Below are 13,273 nucleotides of genomic sequence, written 5' to 3' on the forward strand. Positions count from 1 at the left end.
GCTCAGGCGTGGTGAGTGAATCCGACCTGACCGGGCTTCCGGTTCGGCGCGAACCCGATCTTCGCCAGCGTCTCGTCGGCGTCGGCGTAGGTGGTGCCGATCTTGTAGATATCGCGCGCCTCCTTGCCGGTGGCGACCTCGCGGCCCAGCTCGCCGGCGATGCGGACCAGCTGCTGGATCTGCTCGACCGAGGTCGCCTTCCGGCCCTTGCGCCCCCAGATGGTGTCCTCGTTACCGCAGCGGGTGTGCAGACCCAGGGCGATCGCCATCGCATTGACCGGCAACACCGAGCGCATCAGCGTCTCGAGGGTCAGGCACGCCCCGTCGGGGACGCGCTGGATGAAATTCATGATGTTGTACGGATTCGGCCCGTCGAAGCCGCCACCGATGCCGACCCAGGTCAGATTCAGCGGACCGGTGTACACCCCGCGACGGATCAGCCGCTCGACCGTCTCGAGCTGCGGAATGCTCGACAGCTGGAAATGCGGCTGGATCCCCGCGGCCTGCAGGCGACGCAGATGTTCGGCGACCCACGCCGGTCCGGCCGGGACGGTCATCTCCCGGTAGGCCTCGGCCAGTTCCGGCCGCTGCATCGAGGTGCCGGCGATATCGTCGGCGGTCATCAGCTCCATGATGTTCATCTGGCTGGTGTTGATCGCGATCGTCACCTGATCCGGTGCGGGATCGAGTTCGGCCAGCATGTGACGAGTGTCGTCGGACAACCACTTCGCCTCGGCGCCTTCGCCTTCGGGCGCGAATGAAATCGATCCGCCCACCTGCAGGATCATCTCCGGAACGGCTTCGCGCAGCCCGGCGAGCAATTCGTTGAACTTCGACAGGCGCTTGGAGCCCTTGCCGTCGAGCTCACGCACGTGGATGTGCAGTACGGTGGCGCCGGCCTCGTAGCAGTCGACCGCCTGCTGGATATGTTCCTCCATGGTCAGCGGCAGATCTTCGCGGAAATCGTCGGGCTCCCATTCCGGCCCGTACGGCGCGCTGGTGATGACCAGCTTGTCCTGGCTCTCCGGGAACAAGGCGTCGTCGTGAAAGAACATGGCTGTACTCCGATCGAAACAAATTGTGGTGAAATGACTTTCAGAACGGCTTGTCGCCGATGATGCCCGCGCGTTCCATCTTGCGAACGTCGGGGAAGTAGTCCTGCACGGCATAGTGCTGGGTGCAGCGGTTGTCCCAGATGGCGAAGCTGTTCTCGGACCACCGCCAGCGGACCTGATATTCGGGGACACTCGCCTGCCGGACCAGATAGTTCAGCAGTTCCGAGGCACCGGGCGCGTAGTCGATGCCGAAGCGCACGTTCTCCGGCGTGTGGTAATTGACGAAATGTGTGGTGAAGGCGTTGACGAACAACACCTTTTCGCCGGTTTCCGGATGGGTGCGCACCACCGGGTGCTCCGCGTCCGGGAACTGCTCGTGCAGCCGCAGGCGTTCGGCGTCCGGGCGCATCGCGCCGAAGCTGGCCTCGATGGAATGGCGCGCCCGCAAACCCGCGATCCGCGAGCGCACCGACTCGGGCAGCCGGCGATACGCCTCGGCCATATTCACCCAGATGGTGTCGCCGCCGACCGCCGGCGTCTCGACGCAGCGGAGCACGCACCCCATCGGCGGGGCCTCGCGCCAGGTCGCATCGCAATGAAAGGCGTTCTCGTAGTGTTCCGGCGCGCTGTCGAGATCCTTGTAGATGCGAACCAGCCCGGGATGTTCGGGATCACTGCCCAGTACGGGATGGTCCTCCAGCGGCCCGAAACGCTGTGCGAGAGCGACATGTTCGGCGCGGCTGATGTTCTGATTCCGGAAGAAGAGCACCTTGTGTTCGAGGAGCAGGTCCTTCAGTGCGGCGAACAGCGTGTCGTCGCGGGCCACCTCGGCCAGGTCCAGATCGAACAACTCCGCGCCGATGGTGCAGGTGAGCGGTCGCACGCCGAACGGTGTGGAGCGCGCCGAAAGACGCACGGGGGCAATGCTTGTCATGACTGTCCTTCCCGGCCCACGGTGAAGACCGACGAGCCGATGCTCGTGCCCTGCTCCAGATCGCGGTGTGCGGTCACCGCGTCCGCGAGCTCGTAGCGTTGATTGATGTCGATGCGAATGCGGCCCGCGGCGACGTGGGCGAACAACTCCCCGGCCAGTTCGGCGCGCTCGGCCGGGTCGGCGATGTAGTCGGCCAGTGCCGGCCGGGTGACGAACAGCGAACCCTTGACGGCCAGTGTCATGGCGTCGATCGGCGGCACCGGGCCCGACGCCGTGCCGAAGCACACCAGCAGCCCGCGTCGAGCCAGCGAATCCAGCGAGGATTCGAAGGTCGTCTTGCCGATGCTGTCGTAGACCACGCGGACACCGGCGCCGTCGGTGAGTTCGCGCACGCGCTCCGCGACGTTCTCCCGGGTGTACACGATGACGTGATCGCAACCGTGGGCCCGCGCGATTTCGGCCTTCCGGTCGGAGGAGACGGTGCCGATCACGGTGACGCCCAGCAGCTTCGCCCATTGCGTGAAGATCAGCCCGACCCCGCCCGCGGCGGCGTGTACCAGCACCGTATCGCCGGGGCGCAGCGGGTGGATCCGGCGCAGCAGGTACGCCGCCGTCAGGCCACGCATGGTCATCGCCGCCGCGGTGTCGAAGCCGATCCCGTCCGGAAGCGCGATCAGATGTTCGGCCGGCATCACGCGCTCCGTGCTGTAGGCGCCGAGCGGACTGCCCGTGTAGGTCACCCGGTCGCCCGGGGCGAAGCCGGTGACACCGGGCCCCACGGCCTCGATCACGCCCGCGCCCTCGACGCCCATTCCCGCGGGCAGGGGCGCCGGGTACAGCCCCGTACGGAAATAGGTGTCGGCGAAGTTCAGGCCCACCGCTCGGTGGCTGATCCGCACCTCGTCCGGACCCGGTTCGCCGACTTCCACGTGCTCCCAGCGCAGCACCTCCGGCGCACCGGTCTCGTAATAGCGAAAGGCTTGTGGCACAGCACATCTCCTCTTTCTGCGGGGCCGGGGCATCGACCCCGCACCGGGTGATGCACTCAACGGTAGGCACAGAATGGGCCAATTGCTTATCTTCACGGGACGCGAAACTTGATATTTCGGGACATCGCCTAACCGGTGCGCTGGCCGATCACCCAGCCGGACGCGACGCCATCGCATCGCTGGTTTCGTTCGCGGGAGCGGGGAATCCTCCCCTCAGAGCGACCCGGATGCCGAGGCGACTCTCGACATCCGGCCGATTTCGATGGATCGACCGATGGGAGCCGGACCATGAACGTTCGACGCGCCGCGGCCGGAGCCGCACTGGCCGCCGCCACCCTTTCCGCGGTGCCGGCCGCCGCCTCCGCCGACAACCCGGAAGACCCCGCCAACGGGATCATTCCGGCCGGGAGCTACCACATCACGCAACACCCCGACAATACGATCGGCTCACCCGTGCACAACTGCGACCTGCAGGTATTCGTCGACAGCACGGCCGTGACCCTGGTGTGCGGAAACTCCTCGAAGACCGGCCGGCAGAACGCGGCCGGCCCCGATGAGACCTATGTGACGTTCGAGGGCATGCCGGTCGGATTGGATCTGCGGGATATCGATGCGCGACAGGGGTATTGGGAAGGCACCCTGAATGCCGCCGGAACCTCGATCGACGTCCCGTATCCGATCGCGGGAATCACCCTCCAGCGACGCTGACCGAGCATTCGCGCCGGCATGTCACACTCTTGACCACGGCGTCGTCATACCGGCATGAACATCGCGTATTACATCGTCGGCACGGCAGCGGCACTGTGGATCGGATTCTCCGGCTATTCACTGATCAACAAGAGCGAATTCGTCGTGGAACCGCTGAACCGGTACGGGGTGCCGCGAAGCTGGTGGAACCGGCTCGCCCTCGCCAAATCCGCCGGGGCGCTGGGGCTCGTGGTGGGCTTCTTCGTCCCGGCGATCGGGGTGGCGGCGGCCGTCGGATTGATTCTGTATTTCCTCGGCGCGATGGCGACCACCGTGCGCGCCCATTCCTACGGGACCACGATCTTCCCGGCTCTGTATCTGATTCCGGCCGCGGCGACGCTGGCCTTGCAATTGGCCCGCTGAGCAGCGCGGTCTGGGCCGGTGCGGTACCGTACCCACTTACGAACACTGATGTTCGTAGACGTGAGGAGTCGTCGTGGCGGAATTCGTATATCGAGGGCGGCGCGTGGTCTACGACCGCGCGGGCCACGGCGATCCGATCGTCTTCATCCACAATGCGGGCGCCCAGCGGCGGATCTGGGACGACCAGGTGGCGTCGCTGCGGGGCCGGCACGAGGTATTCGCACTGGATCTGCCCGGATACGGGGAATCGGAACAGCCGCGGGGATATCGACTCGCCGACTATGTGGCGATGCTTCGGGCCTTTCTCGACGAGCACCGGCTGAACCGGGTGGTGCTGGTAGGAAATTGCCTGGGCAGCGCGACGTCGCTGAGTTTCGCGATCGACGATCCGGCACGGCTGCGTGGATTGGTACTGATCAATCCGCTCACCTGGAATACCGTGCGGCACGGGAATCAGGCGCCGCTGATGTGGTTCGACCGGTTCGCGCCGCTCGCGCCGTTGGCCCGGCGGCTCGCGCTGCCGAAGGCACTCGTCGCACTGATCGTCGCCCATCAGCTGGGACCGCGCGGGCGCGACCGGGAATTACAGAAAGACCCACGCCTGCAGGCGCATTGGGCCGACCGTGGCCGCCTGCTCGCCGTCGACCGGCTGGTGCAGGACTTCCCCGCCTTCGCCGCGCTCGACGAATTCACTCCGGGCCCCGAGTTCCCGCCGATATGTACCGTCTGGGGTCGGCGCAATCGGATCCTGTCGGCGGCCGCCGGCGCGCGGCTCGACGAAACATTATGTCCCCGTGAACGTCTCGTACTCAGCGACTGCGGACATCTGCCGATGGTCGAGGATCCGGAGACGGTGACGTCGGCGATCACCACCTTCCTGGCCGGACTCCCGGCCACGAAGGAACATCTGTCTCGCTGAGCGAGACGCCCTCGGACGCTTCCGAATCCGCCGCGCTACGGTCCGGCTCCCCGCACGTCGCGTGTGACACACCGCACCCGAACCGGGGCCGGGCGTCACGAGCGCCCGGTGGATCGAGACGAGGGGGCGCCCCATGAAGATTCGGATCTCGACGATCGCGGCAGTCTGCGCCGCAACCCTGGCCGCGGCGGGGACGGCAGCGGCCGATCCGGCCCCGGCGTTCGTCACCTACCATGCCGAAGCGACCGACAGCGGTTCGGTGACAGTCGAATTGACGCACGGCACCTTCGCCGTCGACCCCGGCGTCACCGCGGTCACCATCCGGGACGAGGCGGGACGCGTGCTCGATGCCCTGCCGCTGGCCTACGCGATCGGCGACCAGCGCATGCCGATCCGCGAGCAGATCGGCGCGGATGCGACGACTCTCACGCTGACACCGGACACCGCGGGCCTGCGCCGCGCTGCCCTCACCCCGGTCGCCTCCCCGCTGGAGAACCAGCTCGCGATGAACGACCTGGTCAATGCGGTCAGTATCGGCACGTCCGTCGGCGCGCTGATCGGCACGGCGGTGGGCGCGGTCCTCGGCGTCGGGCTCGGAATCGCGCTCGCGGGCGCCTCGTGTGCGGTGCTGAGCGTCGCCTGTGTGGTCGCCGTGCTGCCGATCGTCAGCCTCGCGGGGGCCGCGGGCGGTGTCGCGGGCCTGGTCCTGGGCGGCGGTCCCGCCACCGCAGTTGGGCTCTACCGCTATGTCACGACGCTGCTGGCACCGCCGGGAACCAGCGAATACGCCCCCGATCTGCGTGGCCGGCCCGGCGTGCCGGACACCGGTCGCTGAGGGCGGGAGGCGAAGATGTCCCACCGTACGATCGCCGCGCTCACCGCGGCCACCGCGGCCCTGACCGCGTCCGTCACCGTCGCCACCTCGTCCGCCGAGCCGCCCGGGCCGAGTATCGAAACCGTTTCGGGTGCGGTCGTTCTCAGCGGTTTCGACTCCGGCGCATTCAGCGCGGGTGCCGACGGTTCCGTTCGCGTGACCGTGGACGGCACTCGCGTCGCGACGCTGCCCGCGAGCTTCACCGTGGACGGCGTCGCCCACCCCATCGACATCCGCATCGGCGACGGCGGGCGAACCCTCACGATGACACCGGATATCGCGAAGCGCCCCGCGGCTTCCGCGATGGAGAACCAGTTGGCGCTCAACGATTTCGCGACCATCATGTCGCGCGGGCCGGTGATCGGGACGGTCGTCGGCACCGTGCTGGGCGCCCTCGTCGGCGCCGCGGTCGGAGCGAGTACCTGCCTGGTGGTGGGTCCCGGCTGTCTGGCGACGATTCCGGCGGCCGTCCTGGCATTCGCCGGCGCGGGCGGTGTCGCGGGCACGGTGCTGGTCGGCGGCGGTGCGCTCGCGGCGGGATTGTGGAACTACCTCACGGTGCTGCAGGCGCCACCGGGACAGAGCTCCTACGCCGGGCAGGGCGGAATGCTCGACCCGAACGGCACCGGCGCACCGGACGCACAGCTGCAACTACCCAGCGGATCCGCGAACGGCCTCGGCGCCGGATCGGCGTCCGGATCCGGCGGGTGAGCTCGGCGTACCGAATGGATAACTTGCCCGTCGCGCACCGCGGGCGGCTCCTACCATCGGTACATGTCCGAGGTAGCCGCAGCTCAGCTGCCTCTGACCATGCTCGAGCGCGCCACCCTGGTGATGGACCTGTTCCAGGCGCCGGATCGGCATCTGACGCTCGGTCAGATCGCCGTCCGCACCCGGCTGCCGCGCGCCACCGTGCATCGGATCGTGCGGCAGCTCATCGCACTGGAGTGGCTCACCCACGGCACGGACGGTTACGCGCTGGGCCGGCGCGTCCGCACGTGGAACGCCGATACCGCGCGACTGTCCCGGTTACGTGCCTGCGCGGCGCCGATACTGCACGAATTGCTGCTGGCCACGGCGGCCGTGGTCCATCTCGGGGCATTGGACGGCGGGGAGGTGCTCTACCTGGACAAACTCGGCGGCCACGCGGCGACGGCGGTGCCCACCCGGGTCGGGACCCGGGTGGCGGCCCACCGCAGCAGCCTCGGCCGGGTCGCGCTGGCGCAACTGCCACCCGAAGATGTCGAAGCGCGGGTGACCGATGTCGAGCCCGGATTCGATCTCGCGGCGCTGCATCGCCGTCTACATCGAATAGGTTGTCGCGCAACCGATTACGACGACGACGAATTCGGATCCGGGTTGGCCGCGGTGGCCGTGGCCGTCGATGCGTCGGCTGCGGTGGGTGTCGTCTGTGATCGTCCGGCAGCGCTGCGGCGGATCGCACCGCGGGTGCGGGCCGCGGCCGCCGAGATCCGCGGGGGGCTGACGCCGCGGTCGCGGCAGGTGAGCGATCACCATCGCCCGCGACCGTCACGGTGACGGAGTGGTCTCGATTTGCGCCGACACGCCTCACCGTCGCTAACACCCACCGACCGGGCGCGGATCACACGATGACGGCACCGATCGCATCAGGAGACCGCCCATGCGCTCCCACACCCGACTCCCTCATATCTCCGGCCACCGGCAGCTCCGGGCCACGGAGATACTCCGCGTCGTCACCGTCGCGACCGGGGTCGCAGTCACCGCCACCCTCGTCGCCTGCTCGACCGACTCACCGGCTTCGGAAGGACCGAACACCGTCGGATATCGGTCGATGACGCAAGCGCCCGCCGGGAACACCTCCGGCGAAACCGACGACAGCTCCGGCGGTTTCGAGCGGACACCGGCCGGACCCGCCGAAATACCCTCCGCACCGACGTCCGACCTTCCCGTCGTCTCTCCGGCCAGCCCGGCCGCCGGCGACCGTCCACCCGCCGGCACCGCCTTCCCCGGCGAAGGCATCAGCGGCGACGCGGCCGAACAGTTGCAGCAGTCGGCCGACGCCGGTCACCAGCCGTGGCGGCTGGACGAGGACGCCGTCGCGCGCGCCTTCGTCTCCGGGCGCTTCGGCTGGTCGCGGCCGACGATCACCCACGACGGCGCCTACCTCGCGGTCGCGACCGGGCCGAACGGACAGCGGGTCTCCCTGCAGTTGTCCCAGCCCGCCCGCAAGAACAACGGCGGCGTGTGGGTCGTCGAATCGGGCATCTGGTTGTAGTGCCCGCGCGGCCCTCGATCCGCGTCGGGCATGCTGGGGAGATGCGTGTGCTGGTGGTGGAGGACGAGCCCCGGCTCGCCGCGACCCTGCGGCGCGGCCTGGAACTGGAGGGTTTCGTCGTCCAGCAGGCTCATACCGGGACCGACGGCCTGTGGTGGGCGACCGAGGACGACTTCGACGTCATCGTGCTCGACATCATGCTGCCCGAATTGAGCGGCTACGAGGTGCTGCGCCGGCTGCGGGAACGCGACATCTCCACCCCGGTGCTGATGCTCACCGCCAAGGACGGCGACTACGACCAGGTCGACGCGCTGGATCTGGGCGCCGACGACTATCTCACCAAGCCGTTCTCCTTCGTCGTGCTCACCGCGCGTCTGCGCGCCCTGCTGCGCCGCCGCGCACCACAGCAGCCCGACATTCTGGCCGCCGGTGACCTGCGGCTGGACCCGCGGCGACGCTCGGCCTCCCGCGCCGGTGCCGAATTGGCCCTGACGCCCAGGGAATTCGGGCTGCTCGAATATCTGTTGCGGCACAAGGGCAGCGCCCTCACCAAAACCGAGATCCTGCGCAACGTCTGGGATGCGCACTACGACGGCCCGGAGAATGTCGTCGAGGTCTATATCGGGTATCTGCGCAAGAAGATCGATACGCCGTTCGGCAGCAACAGCATCGAAACCCTGCGCGGAGTCGGCTATCGGCTGATCGACTCGGAGGTCGCGACCGCACCGGAGTGAGTCACCGGTCCGGTGGTCCCGCCGGCGGCAGTTCGACGACGAATCGCGCACCGCCCCAGGGTGATTCGGCCACGTGCACCGCGCCCCCGTGGGCCGCCACGATCTCCGCGACGATCGCCAGCCCGAGGCCCGAACCTCCGGTCGTCCGGGACCGATCGGCCTCGAGTCGCACGAAACGATCGAATACCCGCATGCGGTCCGCCGCGGGAATGCCCGGTCCGTCGTCGTCCACGACGATGCGGGCGGCGGACGCTCCCGGCTCGGAATTCTCCGCGACCGCGATCACAATCCGCGAACGCGCGTGGGCGAGCGCGTTGTCGACGATATTGCGCAGTGCCCGCGCCAACCGCTCCGGATCACCGACGATGCGGGTCGGGCGGATGTCCGTCTCGACCGTCCTCTCCCCGCGCAGGCGAGCGGCGGCGGCCGCGGACTGGGCGATATCGTCGAGATCGACGTCACCCGTGCGTAATTCGAGTCCCTGCTCATCGGCCGCGGCCAGGGTCAGCAGATCGTCGATCAGCCGCCGCATGCGCTCGGCTTCCGGGAGCAGCGTGCCGTCGATCAGTTCCGCGTCCACGATTTCGGGGCGGTGACGCGCCAATTCCAGTGCGGCCGTGACCGTGGCGAGCGGACTGCGCAATTCGTGGGAGGCGTCACCGACGAAGCGGCGCTGGGCCCGGTGCCCGGCCTCGACGCGCGCGAGCATATCGTTCATCGTCTCGGCCAGCCGGGCGATCTCGTCGCGCGGCGCCGGCACCGGCACCCGCTCGGACAGTTCGGTGGCGCCGATCCGGGCCACGCGCTCGCGGATCGCCTCCACCGACCGCAACGACCGGCCGACCAGCAGATACGTTGCCGCGGCGGCGGCCAGCACCACGATCGGCGCCCCCACCGCCAGCAATGCTCCGACCCGGGCGACCGCGCGCTCGACCGATTCGGTGTCGACCGCGACCAGCACCTGATATCGGCCCGACGGTGTCTCGGCGACACGGCTCGCGACCCGCAAGTCCTCGTCGTATCCCGGTGAGGCCGACAGCCCGGCGGCACGTCGCGCTCCCGCCGGTGGCGTGGCGAGTATTCCGTGCGGATCGTCGAATCCCCAGATCACCGTTCCGTCGGGGGCGACGACCTGGGCCGCCGCGATGCGCCCGTCCTCCGCGCGCGTGAGTTCGCGCACCCGAGCCGGGTCGTGTTCGAGCGTCTCCGCGATCTCGGCGGCCCGGGCCTGTGCGGCACCGTCGAGTTCGTCGATCAGCGAACGGTGCAGCAACCAGACCATCGCGCCCGCTGCGACGAGCAACACGACACCGACCGCCAGGGCCGACACGAGGGCAGACCGGATCCGCACCCCCCACCGCGACGGATGTGTCCAACGCCGGAACCGATGCACCCACTCATCATCGACCACGACGGCCCATCATCGACCACGACGGCGGCGAGCCCGTCACGATCTCAGCGTCGTCTCAGCGACGGGCGGGCAGAATGCCGCCGTCCCTGTGTCGAGACGGTCGCCGGCTCGCGGCCCGGAAAGGACTACCACGTGACCAACCCGGCACCGGCCCGGACCGGATATAAGCTCCCCCAGGTCACGGCATTGTTCTGGGTTCTGAAGATCGCCGCGACCACCCTGGGCGAGACCGGCGGCGATCTGCTGGCGCAGACCCTGAAGCTGGGCTACGCGACGGCATCGCTGCTGTTTCTCGCCATCTTCGTGGTCAGCCTCGTCGCTCAGTTGCGCGCGCGCCGCTTCCATCCCGCCCTGTATTGGACGGTGATCGCCGCGACCAGCACGGCCGGCACCACCATGTCCGATCTGATCAACCGCGGCCCGGGTTCGGACACCTCGACCGACGGCGGACTCGGCTACGGCGCGGGTGCGGCCTTGCTGATCAGCGGCCTGGCGATCGTCTTCGTGATCTGGCGGTTCAGCGGGCAGACCTACGACGTCTCGAATATCCGGACGCTGCGCGGCGAAATGCTGTACTGGGCGGCGATCCTGCTGTCGAACACCCTCGGCACCTCGCTCGGCGACTACCTGTCCGACAGCTCCGGCCTCGGTTACGGCGGTGGAGCGGCACTGATCGGCACGATCATGGTGGTCATCCTGCTGGCGCACTACTTCACGCCGATCTCGGGTGTCGTCCTGTTCTGGATGGCCTTCATCCTCACCCGGCCGCTCGGCGCCACCGCGGGTGATCTGCTGTCCAAATCGCACAGCAGCGGCGGACTGGGGTTCGGCACCTACGGCACCTCGGCGGTCCTGTTGGCCATTCTGGTCGCGGGCATCGCCTACAGCCATGCGAAGGCCGCCCGGACCGCACCGGAGCAGGCCGACGACGATCTGGTCCGGGTCATCGAATAAGCCCTGGGAGAACATCGCGTCCAGGCTCGTAACCTGGATTCATGCCCGAGCTCGCGACCCTGCCGACGACAACCGGCCTCGATCGTGCGGTGGAGGTGCTGGCGGGCCGGCGGATCGTGGTGCTGACCGGGGCCGGCATGTCCACCGACAGCGGTATCCCCGACTATCGCGGACCGGATTCGCCGCCCCGCAATCCGATGACCTATCAGCAGTTCGTCGGAGATCCGGTGTTCCGGCAGCGCTACTGGGCGCGCAATCACGTCGGCTGGCGGCGGATGGACGCCGCGCGGCCCAATCTCGGCCATCGCGCGCTGGCCCGGCTCGAACGTGCGGGCGTGGTCGGCGGGCTGATCACGCAGAACGTGGACATGCTGCACACCAAGGCCGGGCATCGCGCCGTCATCGATCTGCACGGCACCTATGCGCGGGTGCGCTGTCTGTCGTGCCACGGCCTGATCTCGCGTATGACGCTCGCCGACCGGCTGGAGGCGGCCAATCCCGGCTTCGCCGAACTGGCGACGGCGACGGGTATCGAGGTGGCGCCGGACGCCGATGCCGTGGTCCGCGAGACCGACAGCTTCCGCATGGTCGACTGTGGCCACTGTGGCGGGATGTTGAAGCCCGATATCGTCTACTTCGGCGAGAACGTCCCGAAAGACCGTGTGGCCGAAGCATTCTCGATGGTCGACGCGGCCGATGCGATGATGGTCGCGGGTTCCTCGCTGACGGTCATGTCGGGGCTGCGATTCGTCCGCCGCGCGGCGAAATCCGGTAAGCCGGTCGTGATCGTGAACCGCGGCGCCACGCGAGGTGACGAATCGGCCATCGTCCGCATCGATTCCGGCTGCTCGCCCACCCTCGCGGCGCTCGCCGACGCGCTGATCCCGCCCGACGGCGTCTCCGTATGACACGAGTAGCCGGTGGACCGTGGTCCACCGGCTACTCGCACACGATGTTCAGTTCCAGCCCGGTTGGGCCTGCCGTTTGACCGACGACGAGTTCGCCAGGATCTCCAGGTCCTCGAGGAACCGTTCGATACTGTCCGACTTCGCCTCGGGGGTGGCCACCTGGTCGCGCACCTTCTCCTCGGTGATCGCCAGCATCGCGGCCGCCAGATCCGTTTCCAGATCGCGCACCATCTGGCGACGCAGCTGGGCGACCTGATCGCGGCCCTGCCGTCGCACCCGTTCGACCTCCGCCGCGGCCGCTTCTCGCATCTGCGCCACGATGTACTCGGCGTCGGCGCGCGCGTCGGCGCGAATCTGCTCGAGTTCGGTGTGCGCTTCGGTGAGGGCGTTCGCGTAGGAGCGCTTGGCCTCCTCCAACTGCTGTGCCGCGTGATCGCTTTCGGTGAGCTGCTTGGCGATCGCGTCCTGGCTCTTGGCCATCAACCTCTTCACCGGCGGGACGACCCATTTCCAGATGATGTAGATGATGACGGCGAAGCCGAACAGCTGACTGAAGAAGACCGGCCAGTCGAAGGTGATCTGGTATCCGCCTGCGGCAAGCACACCGCCGCTGGTGTCAATCATTACGAATCCCTGCCCCTCCTACGACCGGCGGTGCCGGCGTGGCGACTGTCACCGATCACCTGATCGGCGAGCGATTGGGCCAGCGGCTCGACCTCGAGTCGCAGCTCGGACTTGACGCGGTCGGCCTCGGCGCGCAGATGGGCAGCGGATTCGGCGACGATGCCGTCGACCTCCTGCTGTGCCTGCGTCCGCAGGTCGTCCATGATCGCCCGGCCCTGGGCCCGTGCCTCGTTGCGGATGTCGGCCGCCTCGGTACGGGCCTGTTCCAGCGCCGTCTCATATTTCGCCTGGGCGTCGGCGAAGACCTGTTTCGCCTCTTTGGCGTTGGCGGCGGTCGCCTCCACCCGCTCCTCGCGTTCGGTCAGCACCTTGCGGATCGGCGGAACGACGAAGAACCAGATGACTCCGAGCACGATCAGGAAAATGATCAGCTCGACGAAGAAGGTGCCGTTGGGGATGAGGAAGTTCCCCTCGGCCACCACATCGGTTCGCGCGGACATCTCG

Annotated in this window: 16 protein-coding genes; 10 read left to right on the forward strand and 6 right to left on the reverse strand. The window is 68.2% G+C overall.

What is annotated here, in order from left to right:
- Positions 1–2: 2 nt before the first annotated feature.
- The 3 genes from AC5592_RS14525 to AC5592_RS14535 are packed head-to-tail and all read right to left on the reverse strand — an operon-like array spanning position 3 to position 2,978.
- Positions 3–1,055, reverse strand: coding sequence for a beta-keto acid cleavage family enzyme (locus AC5592_RS14525; protein ID WP_036505324.1), 1,053 nt, complete (start codon positions 1,053–1,055; stop codon positions 3–5).
- Positions 1,056–1,095: 40 nt separating this feature from the next.
- Entirely contained in the window at positions 1,096–1,989 is an 894-nt protein-coding gene (locus AC5592_RS14530; RefSeq protein WP_036505325.1) for a TauD/TfdA dioxygenase family protein, read from the reverse strand.
- Positions 1,986–2,978: a quinone oxidoreductase family protein gene (locus AC5592_RS14535; RefSeq protein WP_036505328.1), complete on the reverse strand. Its 993-nt coding sequence runs from the start codon at positions 2,976–2,978 to the stop codon at positions 1,986–1,988. Before AC5592_RS14535 ends, AC5592_RS14530 begins: the two co-directional genes overlap by 4 nt.
- 288 nt (positions 2,979–3,266) lie before the next feature.
- Between AC5592_RS14535 and AC5592_RS14540 the strand changes: the two genes are divergently transcribed.
- The 8 genes from AC5592_RS14540 to AC5592_RS14575 all read left to right on the forward strand — a co-directional run bounded on the left by AC5592_RS14540 (position 3,267) and on the right by AC5592_RS14575 (position 8,872).
- Entirely contained in the window at positions 3,267–3,686 is a 420-nt protein-coding gene (locus tag AC5592_RS14540; RefSeq protein ID WP_063064483.1) for a hypothetical protein, read from the forward strand.
- Between the two features lie 54 nt (positions 3,687–3,740).
- A complete protein-coding gene (locus AC5592_RS14545; RefSeq protein ID WP_063064484.1) occupies positions 3,741–4,088 on the forward strand; it encodes a DoxX family protein in 348 nt (115 codons plus the stop codon).
- Between the two features lie 73 nt (positions 4,089–4,161).
- The gene (locus tag AC5592_RS14550) at positions 4,162–5,007 is read left to right on the forward strand and encodes an alpha/beta fold hydrolase (protein ID WP_063064485.1); all 846 of its coding nucleotides are present in this window, start codon (positions 4,162–4,164) and stop codon (positions 5,005–5,007) included.
- Positions 5,008–5,140: 133 nt separating this feature from the next.
- A complete protein-coding gene (locus tag AC5592_RS14555) occupies positions 5,141–5,842 on the forward strand; it encodes a DUF8020 domain-containing protein (protein WP_063064486.1) in 702 nt (233 codons plus the stop codon).
- Between the two features lie 15 nt (positions 5,843–5,857).
- Positions 5,858–6,592 (forward strand): DUF8020 domain-containing protein, encoded by a 735-nt coding sequence (locus AC5592_RS14560; RefSeq protein ID WP_051025038.1) that lies wholly within the window; start codon positions 5,858–5,860, stop codon positions 6,590–6,592.
- 63 nt (positions 6,593–6,655) lie between these two features.
- On the forward strand, positions 6,656–7,420 hold the full coding sequence (locus AC5592_RS14565; RefSeq protein WP_063064487.1) for an IclR family transcriptional regulator: 765 nt from the start codon (positions 6,656–6,658) through the stop codon (positions 7,418–7,420).
- A 274-nt stretch (positions 7,421–7,694) separates the two neighbouring features.
- Complete coding sequence (locus AC5592_RS14570) at positions 7,695–8,138, forward strand: acyl transferase (RefSeq protein WP_157121864.1); 444 nt, start codon at positions 7,695–7,697, stop codon at positions 8,136–8,138.
- 41 nt (positions 8,139–8,179) lie between these two features.
- Positions 8,180–8,872, forward strand: coding sequence for a response regulator transcription factor (locus AC5592_RS14575; protein ID WP_036505339.1), 693 nt, complete (start codon positions 8,180–8,182; stop codon positions 8,870–8,872).
- Between the two features lies 1 nt (position 8,873).
- Here AC5592_RS14575 and AC5592_RS14580 read toward each other — a convergent pair whose 3' ends face one another.
- Positions 8,874–10,202, reverse strand: a complete 1,329-nt coding sequence (locus AC5592_RS14580; RefSeq protein WP_232329354.1) for a sensor histidine kinase — start codon at positions 10,200–10,202, stop codon at positions 8,874–8,876.
- 213 nt (positions 10,203–10,415) lie between these two features.
- On the opposite strand from AC5592_RS14580, the gene AC5592_RS14585 reads away from it, so the two are divergent.
- Both AC5592_RS14585 and AC5592_RS14590 read left to right on the forward strand, forming a co-directional pair.
- Positions 10,416–11,237 (forward strand): COG4705 family protein, encoded by an 822-nt coding sequence (locus AC5592_RS14585; protein ID WP_036505340.1) that lies wholly within the window; start codon positions 10,416–10,418, stop codon positions 11,235–11,237.
- A gap of 41 nt (positions 11,238–11,278) precedes the next feature.
- Positions 11,279–12,145, forward strand: a complete 867-nt coding sequence (locus AC5592_RS14590) for an NAD-dependent protein deacetylase (protein WP_063064488.1) — start codon at positions 11,279–11,281, stop codon at positions 12,143–12,145.
- Positions 12,146–12,193: 48 nt separating this feature from the next.
- On the opposite strand, the gene AC5592_RS14595 is transcribed toward AC5592_RS14590, so the two are convergent.
- Positions 12,194–12,769 (reverse strand): F0F1 ATP synthase subunit B family protein, encoded by a 576-nt coding sequence (locus AC5592_RS14595; protein ID WP_051025046.1) that lies wholly within the window; start codon positions 12,767–12,769, stop codon positions 12,194–12,196.
- Positions 12,769–13,269 carry a F0F1 ATP synthase subunit B gene (locus AC5592_RS14600; RefSeq protein WP_036505341.1) on the reverse strand — a complete coding sequence of 167 codons (501 nt, stop codon included), beginning with the start codon at positions 13,267–13,269 and terminating at the stop codon, positions 12,769–12,771. Before AC5592_RS14600 ends, AC5592_RS14595 begins: the two co-directional genes overlap by 1 nt.
- Positions 13,270–13,273: the final 4 nt, after the last annotated feature.

The sequence above is a fragment of the Nocardia violaceofusca NBRC 14427 genome, from assembly GCF_963869435.1.
GTDB lineage: Bacteria > Actinomycetota > Actinomycetes > Mycobacteriales > Mycobacteriaceae > Nocardia > Nocardia aobensis.